Annotated in this window: 18 protein-coding genes and 1 tRNA gene; 7 read left to right on the plus strand and 12 right to left on the minus strand. The window is 61.9% G+C overall.

The window, feature by feature from the left end; all coding sequences use genetic code 11:
- Positions 1–14 precede the first annotated feature (14 nt).
- The 3 genes from KB554_RS04490 to KB554_RS04500 form a co-directional block, all read right to left on the minus strand.
- On the minus strand, positions 15–1,214 hold the full coding sequence (locus KB554_RS04490; RefSeq protein WP_141428136.1) for an OmpA family protein: 1,200 nt from the start codon (positions 1,212–1,214) through the stop codon (positions 15–17).
- Positions 1,215–1,362: 148 nt separating this feature from the next.
- The gene (locus KB554_RS04495) at positions 1,363–3,912 is read right to left on the minus strand and encodes an adenosylcobalamin-dependent ribonucleoside-diphosphate reductase (RefSeq protein WP_141428137.1); all 2,550 of its coding nucleotides are present in this window, start codon (positions 3,910–3,912) and stop codon (positions 1,363–1,365) included.
- A 181-nt stretch (positions 3,913–4,093) separates the two neighbouring features.
- On the minus strand, positions 4,094–4,468 hold the full coding sequence (locus KB554_RS04500; RefSeq protein WP_141428138.1) for a RidA family protein: 375 nt from the start codon (positions 4,466–4,468) through the stop codon (positions 4,094–4,096).
- A gap of 201 nt (positions 4,469–4,669) precedes the next feature.
- Here KB554_RS04500 and KB554_RS04505 point away from each other — a divergent pair, with 201 nt between their 5' ends.
- Positions 4,670–5,110 carry an META domain-containing protein gene (locus tag KB554_RS04505; RefSeq protein WP_211035088.1) on the plus strand — a complete coding sequence of 147 codons (441 nt, stop codon included), beginning with the start codon at positions 4,670–4,672 and terminating at the stop codon, positions 5,108–5,110.
- A 123-nt stretch (positions 5,111–5,233) separates the two neighbouring features.
- On the opposite strand, the gene KB554_RS04510 is transcribed toward KB554_RS04505, so the two are convergent.
- Genes KB554_RS04510 through KB554_RS04530 form a run of 5 tightly spaced genes read right to left on the minus strand, consistent with a single transcriptional unit; the run spans position 5,234 to position 11,252 of the window.
- Positions 5,234–6,232: a malate dehydrogenase gene (locus KB554_RS04510; protein ID WP_211035089.1), complete on the minus strand. Its 999-nt coding sequence runs from the start codon at positions 6,230–6,232 to the stop codon at positions 5,234–5,236.
- A 25-nt stretch (positions 6,233–6,257) separates the two neighbouring features.
- A complete protein-coding gene (recR, locus tag KB554_RS04515; RefSeq protein ID WP_211035090.1) occupies positions 6,258–6,854 on the minus strand; it encodes a recombination mediator RecR in 597 nt (198 codons plus the stop codon).
- On the minus strand, positions 6,854–7,714 hold the full coding sequence (locus KB554_RS04520; RefSeq protein ID WP_141428142.1) for a tetratricopeptide repeat protein: 861 nt from the start codon (positions 7,712–7,714) through the stop codon (positions 6,854–6,856). Before KB554_RS04520 ends, recR begins: the two co-directional genes overlap by 1 nt.
- A 4-nt stretch (positions 7,715–7,718) precedes the next feature.
- Positions 7,719–9,587, minus strand: a complete 1,869-nt coding sequence (locus tag KB554_RS04525) for a BatD family protein (RefSeq protein WP_211035091.1) — start codon at positions 9,585–9,587, stop codon at positions 7,719–7,721.
- Positions 9,588–9,638: 51 nt separating this feature from the next.
- Complete coding sequence (locus KB554_RS04530) at positions 9,639–11,252, minus strand: fumarate hydratase (protein ID WP_211035092.1); 1,614 nt, start codon at positions 11,250–11,252, stop codon at positions 9,639–9,641.
- A gap of 347 nt (positions 11,253–11,599) precedes the next feature.
- Between KB554_RS04530 and KB554_RS04535 the strand changes: the two genes are divergently transcribed.
- Positions 11,600–12,601, plus strand: a complete 1,002-nt coding sequence (locus KB554_RS04535; RefSeq protein ID WP_211035093.1) for a class II fructose-bisphosphate aldolase — start codon at positions 11,600–11,602, stop codon at positions 12,599–12,601.
- A gap of 257 nt (positions 12,602–12,858) precedes the next feature.
- Here KB554_RS04535 and KB554_RS04540 read toward each other — a convergent pair whose 3' ends face one another.
- From KB554_RS04540 to KB554_RS04555, 4 genes are read right to left on the minus strand one after another with little or no spacing between them, the layout of a single operon-like run.
- Positions 12,859–13,329 (minus strand): hypothetical protein, encoded by a 471-nt coding sequence (locus KB554_RS04540; RefSeq protein ID WP_211035094.1) that lies wholly within the window; start codon positions 13,327–13,329, stop codon positions 12,859–12,861.
- Positions 13,330–13,340: 11 nt separating this feature from the next.
- Positions 13,341–14,330 (minus strand): alpha/beta hydrolase, encoded by a 990-nt coding sequence (locus KB554_RS04545; RefSeq protein ID WP_211035095.1) that lies wholly within the window; start codon positions 14,328–14,330, stop codon positions 13,341–13,343.
- Between the two features lie 3 nt (positions 14,331–14,333).
- Positions 14,334–14,699: a cupin domain-containing protein gene (locus KB554_RS04550; protein WP_232522934.1), complete on the minus strand. Its 366-nt coding sequence runs from the start codon at positions 14,697–14,699 to the stop codon at positions 14,334–14,336.
- 8 nt (positions 14,700–14,707) lie between these two features.
- Entirely contained in the window at positions 14,708–15,655 is a 948-nt protein-coding gene (locus tag KB554_RS04555; protein WP_141428151.1) for an NAD-dependent epimerase/dehydratase family protein, read from the minus strand.
- A 113-nt stretch (positions 15,656–15,768) separates the two neighbouring features.
- Here KB554_RS04555 and KB554_RS04560 point away from each other — a divergent pair.
- The 5 genes from KB554_RS04560 to KB554_RS04580 all read left to right on the plus strand — a co-directional run bounded on the left by KB554_RS04560 (position 15,769) and on the right by KB554_RS04580 (position 24,285).
- Positions 15,769–15,840: transfer RNA gene (locus tag KB554_RS04560), tRNA-Thr, on the plus strand.
- A gap of 959 nt (positions 15,841–16,799) precedes the next feature.
- Entirely contained in the window at positions 16,800–19,604 is a 2,805-nt protein-coding gene (locus KB554_RS04565; protein ID WP_242116290.1) for a TonB-dependent receptor, read from the plus strand.
- A gap of 16 nt (positions 19,605–19,620) precedes the next feature.
- Entirely contained in the window at positions 19,621–21,156 is a 1,536-nt protein-coding gene (locus KB554_RS04570; protein WP_211035096.1) for a RagB/SusD family nutrient uptake outer membrane protein, read from the plus strand.
- A gap of 21 nt (positions 21,157–21,177) precedes the next feature.
- Positions 21,178–22,101 (plus strand): DUF4984 domain-containing protein, encoded by a 924-nt coding sequence (locus tag KB554_RS04575; RefSeq protein ID WP_211035097.1) that lies wholly within the window; start codon positions 21,178–21,180, stop codon positions 22,099–22,101.
- A 33-nt stretch (positions 22,102–22,134) separates the two neighbouring features.
- On the plus strand, positions 22,135–24,285 hold the full coding sequence (locus tag KB554_RS04580; RefSeq protein ID WP_211035098.1) for a hypothetical protein: 2,151 nt from the start codon (positions 22,135–22,137) through the stop codon (positions 24,283–24,285).
- Positions 24,286–24,287 lie beyond the last annotated feature (2 nt).

The following is a 24,287-nucleotide window of genomic DNA, read 5'->3' on the forward strand; positions in this document are numbered from 1 at the left end:
GGAGTCCGCACGGATCACTTGATGATCGCGGCGCGGTTGGCCTTCTGGACGTTGAAGATGTCCTTCTCGTCGCCCAGGCCCTTGTAGGTCAGTTGCTCGGGACGCACACCCTGTTTCACGAGGTAGTCGTAAACCCGCTTGGCGCGGTTTTCGGCGACGCGTCTGTTCCCGGCCTTCGAACCCGTCTGCTGGTCGGCATGGCCCTGAATGGTATAGACGCGGTCCCGCGGGCCGGCCTTGATCTGCTCGGCGATCAGGTCGAGACGGGTCTTCTCCTGCGGCGTCAGCGTGGACATGCTGTAATTGTAGAGGATGATCGAGTTGGAGACGATGGCGGCCTCCTCGCGCACCTCGGCACGCTGTGCGGCGGCAGCCTTCGCGGCAGCGTCCGCAGCGGCGGCCCTGGCGGCCTTCGCCTCGGCGCGGGCAGTCTGCAACTGGTTCTCCAGCATGTCGTTGTCGGCTTCGACGGCTGCCACGGCTGCGGCACTCGCAGCCACCATCTCCTGAAACGCCTCGATGTCCTCGGCGGTATAACCCGGCAGCCCGCGAACCCAGCCGCGGTTGTTGAAGCGGTACGAGAATCCGGCCGTGGCGCTGAACCCGAAGAGGTAGCTGCCGTCCATCGGCGACGGCGAGAGGGTCGATTTGGCCAGCATGCCCTTCAGCTCGATATTGAAGTCGAACGACGGGGAGAGGCGGAACTTGTTCAACAGACCGTAGGTGAATCCGAAGTTCTGGCGCGAACCCGTGCCGTTGTCCTTCTGGCTCTTGTCCGTGAAGTTCGAGGCCACGTAGCCGAAGCCCACGAACGGCACGCCGTACCAGGCGCGGTCGTCACGATAGCCGCCGAACCAGTTGGAGGCGTTCAGCATGAAGTCGATATGCGCGAACATATAGGGCCAGGTCTTCTTGGCGTCGAGCGCATCGTAGTTGTTGAACCAGCCGCCCTGCAACTGCGCGCGGACACCGGCCACGGGATGCACCCATTTCAACAGCGAGAAGTTGCCCTCGAATCCGATGCGGTCGCCGAACTTGCCGTGGTTCGTGCCGTTCGAAAGGGCCGTGCCGGCTCCGGCTCCGACCGAGATTTCCCAGTTGTCCCAGAATCCGTTGGAAACGAAGCCGGACCAGCTCGGCCTCTTCGGGGTTTCTTGCGCCCAGGCGGCGGATACGAGCGCCAGGAGCAGGATCGTAGAATAAATTTTTTTCATAATCGGTTTATAATAAAATACGTTATCCTGCTCTCTGCAAATTCCGTTCTCATTTGCCCGAAAACGCGCAAAGCGGCGAATCGCCGTCAAAAAAGGCCCGAAACGAACATTTCGGGCCTTTTTACGAAAACATCGCTGCGCGCGGGGATCATCCGCACTTGGAATAGCCGCACGACATGCACGTAAGGCAGCCGTTCTGGTAGGCCATGTTCTCCTGGCCGCAGCTCGGACACTTGCCCTTGGCCTGCGTGCCATCGACGATATACTGTTTCAGCGCCCGGCAGACACCCGTCTTCCACGTGTTGATCGACTCGCTGTCCAGATGCAGCGACTCGATGAGCGACACGGTCTTCTCGATCGGCATTCCGTAGCGCAGCACGCCCGAGATGAGCTTCGCGTAGTTCCAGAACTCCTCGTTGAACAGGCGCGAGATGCCGCCGATGGTGTTCGTATAGCCGTAGCGGTCCGTGTACTGGAAGTCGTAGCGCTTCGTGCCGTCCTCCTCGCGGACCTTGATGATGAATCCCTTGGTGATCTTGCGCGGAATATACATGGCGTCCTCCTCGATCTTGCCGGTGAAGACCTCGTAAGGCCGTCCCTCCTGCAGGCCGACGAAGGCGATCCAGTCCTCCGAACCGTTCTTGAAACGCACGATGTCGGCGGGAATCGACTTCGGACGCTTCGGAACCTGTCCGGGATGCTCCTCGCACTTCCTCTTTTTGGAGCTCTTCTCCAGCAGCACGCCGTCGCGGCAGCCGTCGCGATAGACCGTGACGCCCTTGCAGCCGCACTCCCACGCCGTACGATAGACGTCGGCCACGAGCGCCTCCGAGACGTTGTTCGGCAGGTTCACCGTCACCGAAATCGAATGATCGACCCACTTCTGGATCGCCCCCTGCATCTTGACCTTGGCCACCCAGTCGATGTCGTTGGCCGTGGCCTTGTAGTAGGGCGACGCCTTGACCCATCCGTCCAGCTCGGCGTCGGAGATCGTCGCCAGCTTCGACGTGTCGTAGCCGTTCGCCTCCAGCCATTTGACGAAATTGTGGTGGTAAACGTTGTACTCCTGGAACTTCTCGCCCGTTTCGTCCTCGAAGTCCACATGCGTGTCGTGGTCCGAGGGGTTGATCTTGCGGCGGCGCTTATAGACCGTGCGGAAGACCGGCTCGATGCCCGACGTGGTCTGCGACATGAGCGACGTCGTACCCGTCGGAGCGATCGTCAGCATGGCGATATTGCGGCGTCCCACCCGGCACATCTCCTCGTAGAGCGCCGGATCGGCCTCGCGGATGCGGGCGATCATCGGGTTCGCGGCCTCCTTCGCCGCGTCGTAGATCGGGAACGCCCCGCGTTCGGCGGCCATCTTCACCGAGGCCCGGTAAGCCTCCACGGCCAGCGTCTTCTGCACCTCGACGGCGAAGTCGATCGCCTCCTGCGTACCGTAACGCAGCCCCAGCGCGGCGAGCATGTCGCCTTCGGCCGTGATGCCGAGCCCCGTGCGGCGGCCCTTCTGCGCCATCGTGCGGATCTTCTTCCACAGCTCCAGCTCCACGCTGCGCACGTCCTCGTCCTCGGGATCGGCGGCGATCTTGCCGATGATCTGCTCGACCTTCTCCAGCTCCAGGTCGATAATGTCGTCCATCATGTGCATCGCCTTGCCCACGTGGTCGCGGAACAGGTCGAAGTCGAACTTCGCATCGGCCCGGAAGGGGTTGTTCACGTAGCTGAACAGATTGAGCGCCAGCAGGCGGCACGAATCGTAGGGACAGAGCGGAATCTCGCCGCAGGGATTGGTCGAAACCGTGCGGAAGCCCTCGTCGGCATAGCAGTCGGGTACGCTCTCGCGCAGGATCGTATCCCAGAACAGCACGCCCGGCTCGGCCGACTTCCAGGCGTTGTGGATGATCTTCTCCCAGAGTTTCTTCGCGTCGATGTCCTGCGCGTATTTCGGATGGTCCGCGCCGATCGGGAACTGCTGGTGGTATTTCTTGCCGGACAGCGCCGCACGCATGAATTCGTCGTCGATCTTGATCGAGACGTTGGCGCCCGTCACCTTGCCCGTGTCCACCTTGGCGTCGATGAACCGCTCGGCATCGGGGTGCTTGATCGAGAGCGAGAGCATCAGCGCGCCGCGGCGGCCGTCCTGCGCCACCTCGCGCGTCGAGTTCGAATACCGCTCCATGAAGGGCACGATGCCGGTCGAGGTGAGCGCCGAGTTGAGCACCGGACTGCCCGTGGGACGGATGTGCGAGAGGTCGTGTCCCACGCCGCCGCGCCGTTTCATCAACTGCACCTGCTCCTCGTCCATGCGGAAAATGCCGCCGTACGAGTCTGCCGGATGCTTGTGGCCGATGACGAAGCAGTTCGAGAGCGAGGCCACCTGGAAATTGTTGCCGATGCCCGTCATCGGGCCGCCCTGCGGAATGACGTAGCGGAAATGGTCGAGCAGGGCGAACGCCTCCTCCTTCGACATCGGGGAGGGATACTTGCGCTCGATACGCTCGATCTCGGCGGCGATGCGCTCGTGCATCTCCCGGGGCGACTTCTCGTAGATATTGCCGAAAGAGTCCTTCAGGGCGTACTTGCTGACCCACACCGTAGCGGCCAGTTCGTCCCCGTCGAAATACCTCTTCGATTCGGCGACCGCATCGTTGTACTCGACCTTGCTCGGTGCCTTTTCCTGGGTGTTTTTTGACATATCCTATCTATTTTTCAGATTTTTACGTATTCGGACAGACCGAAGCCCGTTCTACAAAATTGGTGCTTTTCCTCCGGAAAAACCAATTCCGCGAACCAAACTTATCCACAAATTATCTACAACAGCGCCGAAAGGCGCGTCCCGCAGCATCGGAACGCGCCCCGGGTCCCGTCCGTGCGCGTCACTTCACCGCGACGGCGTCGATTTCGACCAGCGCCCCCATCGGCAGCGCAGCCACCTCGTAGCACATGCGGGCCGGCATGTCGGCGGTGAAGAACTCCGCATAGACGGCGTTCATGGCCGCGAAATCGCCGATCGACTGCAACAGCACGGTGGTTTTCGCCACATCGCCGTAGCCGTATCCCGCCTCGCGGAGGATATGCCCCAGATTCACCAGCGACTGACGCGTCTGGGCCTCGATGCCCTCGGCCATCCGGCCCGTCGAGGCGTCGATGGGCAACTGCCCCGAAACATACAGCGTTCCGCCGGCCTCCACGGCCTGCGAATAAGGTCCCACGGCCTTCGGAGCCCCGGGCGATGCGATGATCTTTTTCATAATCTCTGTTTTTCGGACATTCGGTACTTTTGCCATACATGCGCACTCCGGTCCTTCCTCCTCCGCCCCGCGGCGCCGGACGCCGCCGAAACGGCTGAACGTGAAGCGTCCCGTCCCGGAAGCGGCGAAAGTCCGCCCCGGAGCGCGATACAAAGATACGATTTATTCGTATATTTGCGAAACGACAAAAACGGAAAACCGATGAGAATGATCCCGAAGATCGCGGCCGTCGCGGCCGCAGCGATACTCGCCGCATCCTGCTGCCCCTGCCGGTCCTACCAGAAAAAGACCCGCCGGCCCCTCGTGGGAACCGAGTGGCAGCTCGTCCAGCTCGGCGGACGGAGCGTACAGCCACAGGCGGACCGGTTCCACATCACCTTCCAGAGCGAAGAGGGCCGCATAACGGGCGTCGGAGCCTGCAACCGGGTGTTCGGCCCCTTCGAAGAGGGCGAGAAGCGCGCCCTCCGGATCGGCCCGCTGGCCTCCACGATGATGGCCTGCCCGGACATGAAGACCGAACGCGAATTCACCGAAGCGCTCGAAGCCACGACCCACTACGACATGGACGGTCCGATGCTCCTGCTGCTCTCGAACGGCGAACTGCGGGCCGTGTTCCAGGCCAAACCGGAGACGGAACGATAGCCCGCCGTCCGAACTCCGGCCGGGGATCCGACGCAAGACGGTCCGGAGTTCCCGAAAAGAATCACCCCTGCCGCAAACTCCGTTGCAGCAGGGGTGAAATCGTTCCGGACCGCTGTCCGGAGGCTACTTCAGGTTCGGATTGAGCCCGCCCCACTCCGAAACGGGCGGGATAATGCCCATCGAGATCACCTCGTCGCGCAGCTTGCAGAGATGCTCATAGCTCTCCCGGAGCGTCTTGTGCTCCTCGGGGGTTCCCTGTACGTCCTTGCAGGTCACGCCGTCCTTCGTGATCTCGGTCTCCATCGCCATCAGGATATGGTCGAACTCGCCGTTATGCACATACACGCCGGCGGGGTACTCGAACGGCTTGCCGCCCATGGCCGCAGCGATCATGCAGATCGACACGTAAGCCGGGCTCTGGAACGACGAACGGCCGCGCAGGTCGATGATGTGCTTGCCGCCCTGGATGACCCGCTGTTGCAGCGCATGCCAGTCCTCGACGGGCATCTTCGTACCGATCAGCTCCGAGAGGGGCTTGCCGTCCACGAGCGTCGTCGAAGCGAAGACGGCCATCTGCTCCCCGTGGCCGCCGTAGGTGCGGCAGTTCTTCACCTCGTCGGGCGAAATTCCGAAATATCTGGCCAGCTCCGAACGCAGACGCGTGGAGTCGAGGGCCGCGAGGGTCGAGACCTGCGAGGGTTTCAGCCCCGAATAGATCAGCGTCACCAGCCCCGTGATGTCGGCCGGGTTGAAGATCACCACCACGTGCTTCACGTCGGGACAGTAGGTCCGGAGGTTCTTGCCGAACTCCGCGGCGATCTCGGTGTTGCCTTTGAGCAGGTCCTCGCGCGTCATGCCGGCCTTGCGGGCGGCGCCGCCCGACGATACGACGTACGAAGCGCCCCTCAGCGCCTCCCCGACGTCGGTGGTCCACGTGATGTTCACCCCTTCGAAACCGCAGTGGTACAACTCTTCGGCCACGCCTTCGAGCGCCGGACCGAACGGGTCGTAAAGGCAGATGTTGGGCGTCAGGCGCATCATCAGCGCCGTCTGGGCCATGTTCGAGCCGATCATGCCGGCCGCACCCACAATGGTAAGCTTTTCAGTTGTTACGAAATCCATGACTTTATCGTTTAAAAGGTCTTGTTCATTCTATCTCCCGCCGGTTCAGCAGCGCGTGGGTGATCGTCAGCTCATCGACGTACTCCAGCTCGTCGCCGAATCCGATCCCCCGGGCGATGGAGGTGATTTTCAATCCGGGGAACTGCCTGAGACGGTTCATCAGGTAGAACAGCGTCGTTTCGCCCTCGACCGAGGTCGAAATGGCGATGATGACCTCCCGGACGCCGCCCCGCGCGATGCGCTCGCACAGCAGGTCGATCTTCAGGTCCGAGGGCGAAATGCCCTGCATGGGCGAAATGACGCCACCCAGCACATGATACAGCCCCCTGTACTGGTGCGTGTTCTCGATCGAAAGCACGTCGGCCACCTGCTCCACGACGCAGATCGTCGAGTGGTCCCGCTCCCGGTCGGCGCAGATCGGGCATACCTCCTCGTCGGAGAGGTTGTTGCACTGCGAGCAATACCGGATCTCGTTGCGGAACCGGTCGATGCTGCGCGTCATGTCGGCCACCGACTCCCGCTCCATGCGCAGGATGTGGATGGCCAGCCGGAGCGCCGTGCGGCGTCCCACGCCCGGAAGTTTCGACAACTCCCCGACAACGTCCTGCAAAAGCCTCGACATCAGATCCTCTCGATCGTCCTACACTCCAGCCACCCCTTCTTGCCGTCGGCGATGGTGATTTCGCACCACCCCTCGAGCCGGTCGGAAATCTTCACGAGCGTCCCTTCGTGCAGCACGAAGAGGTCCGTCGCCGACTTGTCGGGCGAACTCTTCACGGCCGTCGAGGCGGCCATCACCACGGCCTGCGAGTCGTCGAGCATCTCGCGGCGTTCGCCCGCGGCGAACCACGTCGTCAGGACGAACAGCGCCGCAGCGACCGCCGTGCCGTAGAACCCCGCCTTGCGCAGCGACAGGCGCGGCGCGAGCAGGTAGAGGAGAAACAGCCCCAGCGCGAAGGCCAGCGCGGCGAGCGACAGCACGCTCCAGGCCGTACAGCTCATCGTGCGGCGCACGGCGCGCGCCCACTCCGTGAGGAAAAACGCGGGAATCTCCTCGATGCGGTCCTTCGTCCGCGCCTCGGCCACCGAGAGGTTGTAACGGATGTCGTCGCTGCCGGGAGCCAGCCGCAGGGCGCGGTGGTAAAAGAGAATCGCACGACCGGTCTGGCCCTCCTTGAAGCAGGCGTTGGCCAGGTTGTAGTAGAGTTTCGCCGACCCCATCCCGCCGGCGAGGATCCGCTCGTACATCTCCAGCGCGGCGTGGTAATCGCCGTTGATATAGGCCGTATTGGCCCGGTCCCAGAGCGACCCGGCGGAGGATTCGGCCCCGGAGTCGTCCGCCCGTTCCCCGGCGGCCGTCGCCGCATCGCCGGACGCCGCGACGGAATCCGTCCGCGGCTCCCCGGCCGGTGCGGCCCCCTCCTGCGCGGACAGGGCCGAAAGGCCGAACAGCAGGACAAGAGTGATTATCAATCGCTTCATGACACTATCGTTTTATGACCGCCTCGATGCGGGAGATCAGATCCACGCCCTCCGAATAGACGTCGCTCATCTGCGCCGACGCCGCGGGCGAATACTGCGCCTCGTCGCACTGCGTGATGATGGCCGTAAAGCGCTGCGACTCCTCGGCCGACACGCCCCGCTTGTGCAGCTCCTCGCGGACGTTCTCCTTCGTGAGGTTGGCCACCGGAATGTTGAACTTGTCGCTCATGTAGCCCCACAACGCGCGGAGCATCTCCTCGTAGAAGGCGTGGCGGTTCTGTTCCTCCATGTAGCGGCGGGCGGCGCGGAAACGCTGCACGGCGACCTTGTTGGCCCGCTTGCCGCGGACCAGCGCGGCGTTCTGCGACTCGCGGATCTGCCGGCGCAGCGCGACATAGACCGCAGCGAACAGCGCCAGCACGGCGCACAGCACGCCCCAGTAGGCCGCCCCGAAAAGGAACGGAGCGCCCGTCGCACGCAACTGCGGAGCCCCCAGCTTGATGAAGCGGATGTCCTGCCCGAGCATCTTCACCTCCTCCTTCGACATGCCGCGGCCCTGCATCACCACCGCGTCGCCTCCGCCTCCGCGGACGTCGGGCGTGACCTCGAGCGTCATGGGCTTCGACTGCAACGTGACGTACTGTCTGCGTTCGAGGTCGAAATAGGTGAACTCGATCGGATCGACCTCATAGGTTCCCTCGGCGCGGGCGATGAAGGGGTACTCGAACTGCCGGTATCCCGAGATGCCCGAGGCCGAGGTGTTGATCGACTCGGTCGTCTTGACGTTGTACTGTTCGAACGACGCGGGCAGCGCCAGTTTGGGCGCCTGCACGAAGGTCAGGTTGCCCGTACCGGAAATCTTCACCGTGCACGTCGCGCCCGAGTTGGCCGCGAAGCGGTCCGACGGCAGGTCGGTATCCATGCGGAACGACCCGACGGCTCCGCTGAAGCTCGAGGGCGCACCCTCGGGCAGCGGCCGGACCTCGATCGCCGCCCGCTGGCTCTTCACCTTGCGCGGAACGTTGAAAACCTCGTGACCGCCTCCGAAGAAGGGGTCCACGTGGCGGCTCTGCACCATCACCTGCGCCACGACGGTCATCTCCACCGGGTCGATCGAGAGCGTGCCCACCTGCTGCGGATAGAGCAGGTAGTCGAACAGCACCCGCGTCTCGTACACCTTGCCGTTGTAGCTCTCCCGGCCGATGCGGGCCGATCCCGGGGCCGAAAGGTCCTGCGACCAGAAGCCGTTGAACGAGGGGGCCGATTCGGGGACGATGTTCACATAGGGAACGCGCGTGTAGAGCTTGAAGGCCACGTGCAGCGGCTCGTTCTTATAGACCGACGACTTCGACACGACGGCCCGCAGCAGGATGTCGTCCTTGCCGATCTGCTGCTGCACGTCGCGCTGTCCGCCGCCGTCGGGTCCGCCGGGTCCGCCCCTCTGCGGACGCTGCTGCGCCCGCGAAGCGTCGCCCTCGTTCACGATCTCGATCGGCAGCGGCTCGGTGCGGTAGGTCTTGCCCTCCACGTCGATCCGTGCCGGGCCGATCGTGACGTTGCCCGCGCTCTGCGGCAGCAGGACATAGGTGATCGTGTAGTTGATGCTCTTGGTCATCGAGTTGCCCACGATCTGCACCGAATGTCCGCGCGACTCCGCCGGACCGGCTATCACGTCGAACCCCTCGAACGACGGAGCCTGAAAACTCCCTTCGTCGGGATCGGCGTTGAGCGCGAACTCCACGCGGAACGCCTCGCCGACGGCCACCGTCAGCGGCGAACTGGCCTCGAAGGTGACCTCCCCGGCGGCGAACGCCCGGAAAGCCGACAGCAGGAGAAGCGCCGTTCCCGTTATTCTCGCAATAAAACCTTTCATCAGTTCTACAACGTGCCATCCCGCCCGGTTAGTATCCGGGCGGGATGGAAATTAATGTTTGAAATCGGCGAAAAAGTCGTTCCCCTTGTCATCGACGATGATGAAGGCGGGGAAGTTCTCGACGTAGATCTTGCGCACGGCCTCCATGCCCAGCTCGGGGAAGTCCACGACCTCGACCGACTTGATGGAGTTCTTGGCCAGAATGGCCGCCGGGCCGCCGATCGAACCGAGGTAGAAACCGCCGTTGGCCTTGCAGGCGTCCGTCACGGCCTGCGAGCGGTTGCCCTTGGCCACCATCACCATCGAACCGCCGTGCTTCTGGAACAGGTCCACGTAGGGGTCCATACGTCCGGCCGTCGTCGGGCCGAACGAACCCGAAGCCATGCCCTGCGGCGTCTTGGCCGGACCGGCGTAATACACCGGATGCTTCCTGAAGTATTCGGGCATGGGCTTGCCCTCGTCGAGCATCTGCTTGATGCGGGCATGGGCGATGTCGCGGGCCACGATGAGCGTACCGCGGAGGTTCAGGCGCGTCTTGATCGGGTATTTCGTCAGGATGGCGCGCACCTTGTCCATGCCCTCGTCGAGGTCGATGTCCACGGCGGGCGACATGGCCGGCGCCTCCGCAGGCAGGAACCGCGCGGGGTTCTTCTCCAGCTTCTCGAGGAAGATGCCCTCGGGGGTGATCTTCGCCCTGATGTTGCGGTCCGCCGAGCAGCTTACGCCGATGGCCACGGGGCACGAGGCCGCATGGCGCGGAGCGCGGATCACGCGCACGTCGTGCACGAGATACTTGCCGCCGAACTGGGCGCCGACGCCGCTCTCGCGGCAGATTTTCAGCACCTTCTCCTCCCATTCCAGATCGCGGAAGCAGCGGCCGCCCTCGTTGCCCGAAGTGGGAAGCTCGTCGAGGTAGCCGGCCGAAGCCTTCTTCACCGTCGAGAGGCACATCTCGGCCGACGTGCCGCCGATGCAGAGGGCCAGGTGGTACGGCGGGCAGGCCGACGTGCCGAGGTCGAAGATATGCTGTCGGATGAATTTCGTGAGCGACTCCTCGTTCAGCAGCGCCTTGGTCTGCTGGTAGAGGAAGGTCTTGTTGGCCGAGCCGCCGCCCTTGGTGATGAAGAGGAACTCGTACTCCATGCCGGGCTTGCCGCCGTAGATGTCGATCTGCGCCGGAAGGTTCGTGCCCGAGTTCTTCTCGTCGGTCATCGTGAAGGGCACGACCTGCGAATAGCGGAGGTTGCGCTCCTTGTAGGTCTCGTAAACTCCCCTGGCGATGCACTCGGCGTCGTCGGCTCCCGTCCAGACGTCCTCGCCCTTGTGCCCGATGCAGATGGCCGTGCCGGTGTCCTGGCAGGTCGGCAGCTCGCCCTCGGCGGCCACGCACTGGTTGAGCAGCATCGTGTAGGCCACGAACTTGTCGTTGTCGGTGGCCTCCGCATCGTCGAGGATGTCGCGCAGCTTTTGCAGATGCGCCGCACGCAGATAGAACGACACGTCCGAATAGGCCGCCTTCGACAGCAGCTCGAGGCCCGCGGGGTCCACTTTCAAGATTTTACGCCCGTCGCACTCGACGACCTTCACGTAATCCTTCGTCAAAAGACGGTACTCGGTTTTGTCCTCCCCGACGGGGAACGGCTCCTGATAGATGAAGTCTGCCATAATCCTTATAGTAATGTTTGTGTTGTCCGTCTCTGTTTCCGGTAGCCGAAAGCCACCGGCCGGAGTCTCCGCCGGCCCGCGCCGGAGACGGCCCCGAAGCGCCCGGCGGGACGTTCCGCCCTCCCGGTCCGCCGGCAGGACCAACCGCTGAAACTCCGGAGGGAAACCCCGGCCCGCCTGCGGTTTCCCTTCGGGAAAGCCCCTGCAAATTTACAAAAAACAATCCGGATTGCGCAACTATTTTCCGCGCTCTGTTATTTTTCTCACAAAATGAAATCTTTATTTAGTTTTTTTAGTAAATTTGCAAGGTCAAAAACAGCCAGTAATTTCACTTAAACTCTAATAGTATGGTATCGTACAAAGATCTGGGCCTCGTGAACACCCGCGAAATGTTCGCCAAGGCCATCAAGGGCGGTTACGCCGTACCGGCATTCAACTTCAATAACATGGAGCAGCTCCAGGCCATCATCCAGGCTGCCGCCGAGACCAAGTCGCCCGTCATCCTGCAGGTGTCGAAGGGCGCGCGCAACTACGCCAACCAGACCCTGCTGCGCTACATGGCCGAAGGTGCCGTGGAGTACGCCAAGGAGCTGGGCTGGGCAAAGCCCCAGATCGTGCTGCACCTCGACCACGGCGACTCGTTCGAGCTCTGCAAGAGCTGCGTGGACATGGGCTTCTCGTCAGTGATGATCGACGGCTCGGCGCTTCCCTACGATGAGAACGTCGCCCTGACGAAGAAGGTCGTAGAGTACGCCCACCAGTTCGACGTGACGGTAGAGGGCGAGCTGGGCGTGCTGGCCGGCGTCGAGGACGAGGTCGTAGCCGAGGAGAGCCACTACACCAAGCCCGAGGAGGTCGTGGACTTCGTGACCAAGACGGGCGTGGATTCGCTGGCCATCTCGATCGGCACGTCGCACGGCGCCTACAAGTTCACCCCCGAGCAGTGCACCGTGGATCCCAAGACGGGCCGTCTGGTTCCGCCCCCCCTGGCATTCGACGTGCTGGCAGCTATCGAGAAGGAGCTTCCGGGCTTCCCCATCGTGCTCCACGGATCGTCGTCGGTTCCCCAGGAGGAGGTCGATACGATCAACAAGTACGGCGGTGCGCTGAAGGCTGCCGTGGGCATTCCCGAAGAGGAGCTCCGCCAGGCCGCCAAGAGCGCAGTCTGCAAGATCAACATCGACTCCGACTCGCGTCTGGCCATGACGGCCGCCATCCGCGAGGTCTTCGCCACGAAGCCCGCGGAGTTCGACCCCCGCAAGTACCTGGGTCCGGCCCGCGACAACATGAAGAAGCTCTACATCCACAAGATCAAGGAGGTTCTCGGCTCGGACGGCAAGGCCGAGTAAGACATCCGCATCCGGGGAGCGATCCCCGGACACCGAAAGAAAAACGGAGGCTCACGCCTCCGTTTTTTTCATCTCCTCCGCTCCGGACGCCGACCCGAACGGCCTCCGGCCGGGATGCCGTTGTCCGCCGGGCCCCCGCCTCCCGGGAGCTCTCACCCGGAATGTCGCAACCCGGAACCCAGCCTCCCGGGAGCTCTCGCCCGGAACGTCGCAGCCCGTCGCCGGCGCGGCCGTCCCGGCGACGGATTCCTCCGGAATCATCCGACAGTCACCCGGAAACGGCACTCACCGCCGCCCGAAAGCACGGTCCGCAGCGTCTCCACCCGGATCCGCCTCCCGGGCAACAACTCCCGCAGGACGTACAGAATGCTCTGGCGGGAGCATTCGCAATGCGCCGGCGTCTCCACGAATCCCGCCGTGACCTGCGGACACAGGCAGCGCGGGTAGCCCATTTCGTAAACCCGGCCCGGCTCCACGACGTCCGCGAAGAAATACGCCGAACGACCGTACCGGGCGTACTGCCGGTCGAGGTCGCCGCCGCACTCCAGGAACTGCCGTCGCTGCTCCTCCAGCACGGATCCTTTCACGCACGCCTCGGCACACGGCCGGTAGAGGGCCGCACGCACGTCGTCCGGAAGGTTCGCCGCGGCCCCCTCCAGCGTCCGGCAGAACTCCCGCACCCGCAGCAGTTCGGCCGCATCCGGCCCGTTTTTCTTTTTCGATTCCATGACGGGTACGGTCAATCCGTTCGCACGGGCTGTGCGGAACCGTCCCCGACATACCGTCCGACGAACTCCGCGACACGCCGCGTATATTCCGCGCGGTTGTCCCGGTAGGACATGGCGTGCGCCGCACCGGGAACCACCCACAGCTCCTTCTCGCCCGGCTTGGCCTCGTAGAGCGGATAGACCATCCGCGTCGGCACGAAGTCGTCCGCATCGCCGTGGATGAAGAGCATCGGCAGTTCGCATTTGGCCACCTGCCGGAGCGCCGAAGCCTCGCGGAACGACCAGCCGTACTTCAGGTCGCACAACCAACTGGCCGTGTAGAGCAGCGGGAAGGCGGGCAGCGAGAACTGCTCCCGGAGCTCCTTGCGGAACTCGTCCCAGACGCTCGTATAACCGCAGTCCTCCACGAAACACTTCACATAGGGCCGCTGCGGCTCGCCCGAGACCATCATCGTCGTCGCGGCCCCCATCGAGATGCCGTGCACGACCATCCGTGTACAGCCTCCGAAAAGCCCGTTGGCGACATCCATCCACCGCAGCACGTCGAGACGGTCCTTCCACCCCATGCGGATGGCCCGCCCCTCGCTCTCGCCGTGGTAATGGAGATCGGGCAGCAGGATATTGTAGCCCAGGTCGTGATTGTAAAGGTAGCCGATCATCAGCATCCGCACGGCGTTGTCCGTGTAGCCGTGGACGATGACCGCCGTCCGGTCGGTCGGTTCGGGCGCCGCGGCGTAAACGGCATGGAGCCGCTCGCCTCCGTCGCCGACGATCACCGTGTCACGCAGCGCCCCCGAACTGCGGAGGCTGTCGGCCCATTCCGCCAGAAACGGATATTCGGCATACATATATTCATAGGAGGAGGCATTCTTCTCGGCCATCACCGCGTCGGGACGCAGGGCGTAGGAGAGCATGTAGAAACTGCCTCCCGCAAGGAGGCCGCCGACCGCGACCAGCGCAGCGAGCACGATCCCGATACTCTTTTTCAGACTCTTTTTCATACGTCAGGGTTCGGATTTCACCGACAGCGGCACGCCCTCCGCCCCGGCATAAAACATCACCAGTTCGACCTCGTCGTCGCCCCGGTTCTCGCCGTAATGCAAAGTCCCTACCATTTCGACGATCCCCTCCCCGGGGCGGAACGTCCGCTCCGTCCCGTTCCCGGCGACCACGGTCAGCTCGCCCCGCAGCACCACCCCCGCATTGACGACCGGATGGAAATGCTCCTCCAGCCGCGCATGCGGCGGAATCAGGATGCGCAGAAGCGACACGAGGGGCCGTCCCGCCGGGTAGGCGGGCAACGGCTCCCCGTTCCAGCTCGACGACGATGCGGCGATGCGCTCCGCCGTCGGTCCCTTTCCGTCCGACACGGCCCCGGCTATTTCGCCAGCTTGGCGCGGATATGCGCCAGCATGTCGTCGGTCATGCGCGAAAGGTCCCACTCGGGTTTCCACCCCCACTCCTCGCGGGCGCAGGTGTCGTCCAGCGAATTGGGCCAGCTCTCGGCGATCTCCCGCTTCACGGGGTCGATGTCGTAGGTCATCTCGAACGCGGGCATCCGCTTCCGGATCTCGGCGCAGATGATCTCGGGCGTAAAGCTCATCGAGGCGATATTGAAGCTGTTGCGGTGCACGAGTTTCGAGGGATCGGCCTCCATCAGCTCGACGCAGGCGCGCAGGGCGTCGGGCATGTAGATCATGTCCATATAGACGTCCGCGGGAACGGGACAAGTGAAACGGCCGCTGCGGATCGCCTCGTAGTAGATCTCCACGGCGTAGTCGGTCGTGCCGCCGCCGGGCAGCGTGACGTTCGAAATGATGCCCGGGAAGCGGACCGAACGGGTATCGACCCCGTACTTGTGGTGGTAATAGTTGCCCAGCAGCTCGCCCGTGACCTTGCAGACCCCGTAGATCGTCGTCGGCTGCATGATCGTATCCTGCGGGGTCTTGTCCTTGGGCGACGAGGGGCCGAAAGCGCCGATCGACGAGGGGGTGAAGAGCGCGCAGTGGTGCTGCCGCGCCACCTCGAGCGAGTTGTTCAGCGCACCCATATTGACGTTCCAGGCCATTTGGGGATTCCGCTCTCCCACGGCCGAAAGCAGCGCCACGAGGTTGAAGATCGTGTCGATCCGGTGACGGGCCACCACCGACGCCATCGCCGTGGCATCGAGGGCATTCAGCACCTCGAAGGGACCGTCCTCGCCCAGGGACTTGCACTCGCGCATGTCGGTGGCCACCACATTGTGCCCGCCGTAGATTTTGCGCAGATAAACTGTCAGCTCGGAACCGATCTGGCCTCCGGCGCCTACTATCAGAATACGTTTCATCTGTTTTTGGTTGTAATTCGTCAGTAAAGATAGAAAATAATCGGGAAAATCGCACATTTTTTTGGTCTTTTCATTTTTCTTGCGTACTTTTGCACCACTCGAAAGAGCAAAAGGCTGTCTTAGCTCAGTGGTAGAGCACTTCCTTGGTAAGGAAGAGGTCGTGAGTTCAAGTCTCATAGACAGCTCGGCGACAAGAGGGAGGGAAGAGGATTTCTTCCCTCCCTCTTTTTTGTATGCAGTCTTGCCTGTCCTCGGGAACGGAATGAGGAGAGGCCGCCGGCAGGTTACGATTTCCGGCATCCGGAGTATCGCTTCCGGCAACGGAAAAGTCCGGAAATGCACGTCGCAAAGCCGCAAATAACATGATAAAATAAAAGACGCGCATTTTGCTTACGATCAGACTCCATTTTACCTACAAACGGCCGAAAACGCCCCGAAAAAACTCGATACAGACCGGATCAAGAAGCATATAATATCACTAAATAACTACTATACAATATAATACAAAATATTAGCCGATAAGCCGTTTTTAATTACGATTTATCGAATCACGAGCGATCCGGCCCGAAAAACGCCTCCGGCGCGACAAAAAAACAGGGTTTCGGGCACTTTTACAGTAAATTCAGATTATTAAATAATTTTACGAATATACCGCCCCGCCATTTCACAAATACGCCTGTACAAAATTTAAATTTACATAAAAACAAACCGCGATTACCGTATTTATTTTACAAATAAATAAAAACGAGACACTGCTTCCGGCAGAATCCGATAAAACGCACGGCAGACAATTCATTAAAATTGCATGTCGATCCGAAACAGGATATAACACACCTTATTTTCAGATTATTTTCAGAAGAATACCCTCGGCGTCTGCCCGCACCGCACTATCAAAAAGACGGTTTTTCAATGATTTTACTTACAATCCGATATTAAAAAACATTTTGTTCGTAAAAATTAATTTCGTACGTTTGCGGCGTAAGAAAGTCAGTTTCCTTATGCAAAAAACTATTCTACTCACTCTTCTCGCACTCTCCATGTGCGCGCTGTCTGTCGCGGCCCCGTCTAAGGGGGGGGGAATCTGGTCACCGTTAGCGGTGTCGTAACCTCCGCAGAAGACAAGCAACCCCTGATCGGGGTAAACGTGATTTCCGGCTCGGCGAGCGGCGTCTCGACCCTCGCGGACGGAAGCTATTCCATTCAGGTCGCACCCGGGACCACGCTGACCTTCCAGTACATCGGTTACAAGGCCGTGGAGTACACGGTCCCCGACGGACGGACGCAGGTGACCTGCAACCTCGAAATGCAGAGCGATACGCAGGCGCTCGAGGACGTGGTGGTCATCGCCTACGGCGTGCGTAAAAAGGGAACCATCGCCGGATCGGTCTCGACCGTAAAGGCGGAAAAGATCGAGACCACGCCCACGGCCGCCTTCGACCAGGCGCTGCAAGGGCAGGTTCCGGGCCTCACGGTACTCTCCAGCTCGGGCGAGCCGAGCAAGTCGGCGGAGCTGACCATCCGCGGCACGAACTCGATCAACGCCGGCACGGACCCGCTCTTCGTCCTCGACGGCATCGTGATCTCGGCGTCGGATTTCAATGCGATCAATCCGGCCGACATCGAAAGCCTCTCCGTCCTCAAGGACGCCTCCTCGACCTCGATCTACGGCGCACGCGCCGCCAACGGCGTGGTGGTCATCACGACCAAACGCGGGCGCATGGCCGACCGTCCGGTCATCAACTACCGCATGCAGCTCGGCATCTCGCAGCTCGCCCACGGCAACTGGGACCTGATGAACACCGCCGAGCGCATCCAGTACGAAAAGGAGATCGGGCTGACCGAAGGCAAGAACTACTCCCTGCTGAGCCAGACCGACGTGAACTGGCTCGACGAGGTTTTCAGCGACAACGCCCTGCTCCAGAACTACGAACTCTCGGTCTCGGGAGCCACCGAAAAGACGAACTACTACGTTTCGGGAGGCTACTACGACCAGGAAGGCATCGCCCCCGGTTCGGACTTCAGCCGCTATTCGCTCCGCGCCAACATCGAACAGCGCGCCGCCAAGTGGCTCAAGGTGGGGACCAACACCCTGCTCAACTACCAGCAGATCGAACTGGCGCAGTCGGGCGAATACACGGTCGTGACGCCGATTTCGGCCGCCCGCTTCATGATGCCCTACTGGAATCCCCGCCGTCCGGACGGTTCGATCGCCTCGATGGAGGACGGCAGTTGGAAAGGCGAAGGCCAGAACCCGCTGGAGTGGATCGAGAACAACCCCGTGCACTACAAGAAGTACAAGGTCATCTCCTCGCTCTTCGCCGAGGCCACGCCAATCGAAGGACTGACGATCAAATCGCAGTTCAGCGCGGACTACTCCCACTCCACGGGCTTCGGAATCTCCTACCCCGAATACTATCCCAACCTGGGCATCGGAACCGCCGCCCGGAACACCTCCGACGGCCTGACGCTCTCGGTCACCAATACGGTGAACTACCGCTTCCGCGTCCATGAGGACCATTCGTTCAACTTCCTCGTCGGACAGGAAGGCATCGACTACCACTACGAATCGTTCGGCGTGACCACGCAGGGACAGAACAACGACAAGCTGACCAGCATCACGACCGGAACCCGCGCCACGACGTGGGAGGACGAGCCGGACGACGACTACGGCTTCCTCTCCTTCTTCGGCCGCGGCGAATACAACTTCGCGGACCGCTACTACGCCGACTTCTCGCTCCGCGCCGACGCCTCGTCGCGCTTCGGAGCCTCGAACCGCTGGGGCGTATTCTGGTCGGCGGGCTTCATGTGGAACATGCGCAACGAGCGTTTCCTGGAGAACGCCCGCGAATGGCTGACCAACGCCCAGATCACGATTTCGACCGGTACGTCGGGCAACTCCTCGATCCCCAACTACGAGCACCTCGCGCTGGTCAAGGGCGGTCTGGAATACGTGGGGACCGCCGGCATAGCCCCCTACACGCAGGGCAACGAGGAGCTGAGCTGGGAAACCACGTGGACCACGAACCTCGGCCTGCACTTCGGATTCTGGAACCGCCTCACCGCCGATCTGGAGTTCTACCACAAGAAGACGAGCGACATGCTCATGTCCGTCCCGCAGTCGTACACGAACGGCGGCTTCGGATTCCGCTGGGACAACATCGGCGCGATGGTGAACCGCGGCGTCGAGCTGAACCTGACGGGCACGGTCATTTCGACCCGCGACTTCGCCTGGTCGCTCAATGCGAACGTCTCCTACAACCACAACGAAATCACCGAACTTTACAACGGCGTCCGCGAATACGAGATCGCCTCGTCCGACCTGAAGTACGTCGTCGGCCACAGCATCGGCGAGTTCTACATGAACCGCTACGCCGGCGTGAACCCCGCCAACGGCGACGCCCTCTGGTACACGAAGGACGGCAAGCTGACGAACGAGCTCCGCGACGAGGACAAGGTGATGATCGGCAAGAGTTTCATCGCACCCTGGCAGGGCGGCTTCGGCACGAACCTGAGCTGGAAGGGCATCGCGCTCTCGGCCCAGTTCTCCTGGATCGCCGACCGCTGGGTGATGAACAACGACCGCTACTTCGACGAGTCGAACGGCCGCTTCGCCTCCTACAACCAGTCGAAACGGCTGCTCCACCGCTGGAAACAGCCGGGCGACGTCACCGACATTCCGCGCCACGGCGTTTACACCGAATTCGACACGCGGCTGCTCGAAGACGCCTCGTTCCTGCGTCTGAAAAACCTCATGCTCAGCTACACCTTCCCCCGGGAGCTGTTGCGCAAGACGCGTTTCATCAGCGGAGTCAGAATCTATGCACAGGCGCAGAACCTGCTGACCTTCACCAACTTCTCCGGGCTCGACCCCGAGGGCAACGGAAACACTTACGCGGCGGAGTACCCGATGACGCGCCAGTTCACCTTCGGTCTCGACTTAACCTTCTAAAGAAAATCCACGCAATATGTTATTACGACACATAAAACTCGGCCTCGTCGCCCTGACGGCGCTCGTCGGCGCGACCTCGTGTCTGGACAAATACCCCGACAGCGCCATTCCCGAAAAAGATGCCATGCAGACGTTCGCCGACGCCGAACAGCACCTGATCGGCATCTACGGACACCTGATGAACAGCGCTCTCTACAGCGGCTACCTCACGCTGCTGCCCGACATCCAGTGCGACCTGGCCTATGCCGTCGAAGGCAACTCGAACACCTACGGCGATTTCTGGCTCTGGAAGATCCGTCCCACGGACCTGCTCATTCAGGACGTTTACGCCCAGCTCTACGCCGTGATCGGCGCCTGCAACTTCTACCTCGACCGGATCGATGCGGTGATGGCCCGCGAGACCAGCGACGCCAACCTCGAAACGCTCGACCAGTACACGGGCGAGGTTTACGCCATCCGCGCGCTCTGCTATTCGGAGCTGCTCAAATGCTTCTGCGAGGCGTACGATCCCGCCACGGCCGAACAGCAGCAGGGCGTCGTGCTCCGCACGAAGTATTTCGAGAAGGAGCCCGTACGCCGCGCCTCCCTCTACGATTCCTACAAGTTCGTGCTCGACGACCTGACGCGCGCCGACGAGCTGCTCGACGACGCGGAGGACACGCCCAACAACTACTACATGTCCGAAGCCGCCGTGCAGGCCATCCGTGCCCGCGTGGCCCTCTACATGCAGGACTGGGACGCCGCCATCGAGTACTCGAGCATCCTGCTCGACGACAAGAAAGACACGTTCCACCTCGCCTCGTTCCAGGAGACCGCGGCCGACGGGGCCAGCACGTTCGACTACATGTGGGCTTACGACGAAGGACCGGAGGTGATCTGGCGCATCGGCTTCACCAGCACCTCCTACGGCGGCGCGCTGGGAACCGTGTTTCTCAACTTCAACCGCGACTACACCTACTTCTATCCCGACTACGTGCCGGCGCAGTGGGTGCTCGACGCCTACGAGGAGAGCGACCTGCGTTCGGCCAGCTACTTCGCGGATTCGGAATCCGGCATCACGATCGGCTATGCCAACGGACTGGACTGGCCGCTGCTGGTGAAGTACTACGGCAACCGCGCGATCTTCATCCCGCAGCGCATCTTCCAGGTTTCCATGCCCAAGCCGCTGCGCCTGGCCGAGCAATACTTAATCCGCGCCGAAGCCTACTGCCGGAAGGCTTCGCCCGACCCGGCGCGGGCCCAGAAGGATCTGGAGGCGCTGCGCAAGACCCGTTTCGCATCCGGCGGCACGATTTCCCTCACGGGCGACTGGGCCACCGACGTGAAGACCTTCTCCGAGGAGCGCGTCCGCGAACTCTACATGGAAGGCTTCCGCCTGCAGGATCTCAAGCGCTGGGGGCTGGGCTTCGAGCGCACGCCGCAGTCCTGCACCCAGGACGAGGGCAACGACCTGAAGATCGAAGCCGGCGACCCGCTCTTCGTATGGCCGATTCCCCAGCACGAACTGGAGGCTCCGGGTTCGGAGATCACCCCCAACGAAAGCAACAAATAGTAACCTCATAGCAGACAAACCATGAAACGAATCATAACGTTCATTTTAGCGACGGGACTTTGCGCCTTCCTCGCGACGGGTTGCCAGGAGGAATACACGACCTATTCCGATGCGGAATACGTCATGTTCTCCGACTCCGTATCGCTCAACATGGTGCTGGAGAACCAGGACTATTTCACGGTTCCCGTCGCCTCGACCACGGCATGCGACTACGACCGCACGTTCGGCGTCGAGATCGTAGATCAGGGCAGCACGGCCATCGAAGGCGTGCACTACCGGCTGGCTTCCAACACGGTGACCATTCCGGCCGGCAAACGGACCGCCGACGTGCAGGTGCACGGCTATTACGACCGCATCGAACCTTCGGACACGTTGCAGTTCTCGCTCCGGCTGGTCATGCCCGAACAGCTCGAATGGGACCTCTACAAGGACCGGACCCGCGTCCGGATGCTGAAAGGATGCACGTTCCATGTCGAAGACTTCACCGGCTGGTGCGTCGTGACCTCGACCTTCCTGCAGGACTATCCCGGCGTGGAGAACACCAGCATCCAGCGCCTGATCCGCACGGAGCGGGATCCGAACGACCCGAACACGGTCATCATGCACAACTGGCTCTTCTCGGGATACGACGTCCGAATACGGTTCGACACGAGCGATCCGGCCAAACCGCTGACGACGATGCCCGAGGACCAGGTGATGAGCGACGAGATGTCCGTGTTCGGCAAGATCAACGGCGACAACAAGATACTGGTCACCGACAACGCCAACTACTACTCCTTCTACGACGCGTGCGCGGGGAACGTCAAGCTCTGGACGCAGGTCTATGTCAAGAACATGGGCACGATGGTCGGCACGGTGGGTTCCTACTACAATATCATGGAGTGGATCAGCGACGAGGAAGCCGACCGCCTCGAGAGGGAGGAGGGCATGAAAAAATACGAATAACCGACCTGACAAACAAGTAAAAAACAAACGACTATGAAACGGTATTTACTCAATCTCCTTACGGTGGCCTTAGCAGGTGCGGGGCTTGCGTCGAGTTCGTGTTCCGACGAGGAAACGGGGGAAAAGGTTCCGGCTCCGAACTTTCCGGAAAAGACCGCTCTCGGCATCGAAGTCGGAGGGACTTGTTCGATTCCCATAGAGCCGAATCAGGACTGGTCGGTAAGCATAGACCAGAACGAGGCCGGCGAATGGTTCTGGATCGACGACGACGGCATGACCGCCTACACCGTGCGCGGCAAGGCCGGCAAACACGAAGTCGTCATCCGCGTCTCCGACAAGGAGGAGAACGACACGGACCGCAGCATCGACGTCTCGATGACGATGGGCGGCCAAACCCAGGTGATCGCCACGGTGACCCGCGGCAAGGTGGAGCGCACGTTCGACCTCTACCTGGGCAAGAAGAACGAAAGCGGCGACTTCACGCCCGACAGCGACGGCAAGTTCGCCTACGAGGAGACGGCGGCCGACGCCGCGACGGCCGTCATCGACCTCAAATGGCCGGCCGAGGGACAGAGCGGCCTGCGCTATCCCGTCAGGATCGCGGCCAATTTCCAGTGGCGCCTCGACTCGAAGCCCGCGTGGGTATCGGAGCTGTCGCCCTCGGAAGGCAAGGCCGGCGAGACGGTGGATATCCTGCTCACGGGCGATCCGACGGCCTATCCGCTCGACGACGAAGAGGGGGAGCTCGTATTCTGCGACTACAATAACACGGCAGAGAAATACACCTACAAAATGTCGATTCCGGGCTGCCGCGACAAGGGTTCGGTCGGCATCGACAAGGGCACGGTCTATACCTTCAACGCCGCCGGCGAGTACGGCAATCCGGCCTCCGGCACGACGACCTGGACCTACATGGGTCCCGAGTTCGACGTCGTGGCTCCCGAAATCCCGTTCGAGGACGGCACCCGCAACGGCAGCAAGGTCTACGTCGTGGAGAAGTCCGAACTCGCTCCGGGCAGCGGCATGTACATGTACGGCGCCTGCGACTGGCTGACGCTCGACGGTAACGTCATATCGGGCGAGAACGTGCTGGTGGAGACCGAGTACACCCTGAAGGCCGGAAGCAACCCGGACAGCGGCCTGCGGTCCGGTGCGCGAACGGCCGAAATTCTCATTCTCCCGGCCGACATCGCGCACGGCGTCTCGTCCGTGGACGACCTGTTCGAGGAGGGTTCGTTCGGCGCGGCGGACCTGAAGGCCGAATACCGGGATTACATCACGGCGACGGTGAACCAGGACGCCCCGAGCGGCGTCTTCTCGGCACGCGACCTGGCATCGGCGGCCAAGAACGGCGATGCGTTCCGGACAATGGAATATTCGAACCCGGAGGATCAGACGGCCATGGACGCCATTGATCCGGACGGTACGATCCGGTACCTCTACCGCATGACCTACACGACCGAGTGGTCGAATGTCGAACTGAACTACGATCCGTCTTACGAGTCGTGCTTCACGAAGGAGAACCTTCCGAAGTGCGTCAGGGCCTTCACCAGCGAGGGCATCGGACATCCGATGGACGACCCGTGGGCATCCGTCGAGGCCATCGAGGCCGTTTCCGGCGGTGACGGCGAACCCATGACGGCTCCCGCCTTCCGAATCTCGATGGGCTCGGCGGAGAGCGCCAAAAGCTGCTTCCTCGTCTTCTACGACACGAACCAGACGCCCTATGCGGCCATCTGCTGCGAAGTCGATCCCGACAACGGCGGCCAGAGCGGCGGTTTCGAAGCGGCCTTCACGAATCCCGATCTGACGGAGGGCGCCACGCTGGAACGGATCACCGAGGAGAACATGAACCGGATCGCCGGCGAATTCGCCGAGAAAGACGGAACGGCGGAGTCCTGGACGAGCACTTTCGCGGAGGCCCTCGGCATGGGACAGACGATCTACGCCCTGACCTACACCTCGGCCGCCCCGAAGAACACGGAACTGACCGTATCGGCCTACTCGAACGTGATGTGCATGCCGTGGGGCATCGCCTGGCTGAGCGCCGAGCCGACGGGCGACACGGGAATCGACATTACGATGAGCCGTCCCGGAGCCGAAGACCCCGCAACGGGCATGGTCAATTTCATGGACGCCTCGGGCGAAACCGCATGTATCATCTACTGCAATCCCGCATTCTAACA

The organism is Alistipes sp. Marseille-P2263 (genome assembly GCF_018101075.1).
GTDB lineage: Bacteria > Bacteroidota > Bacteroidia > Bacteroidales > Rikenellaceae > Alistipes > Alistipes dispar.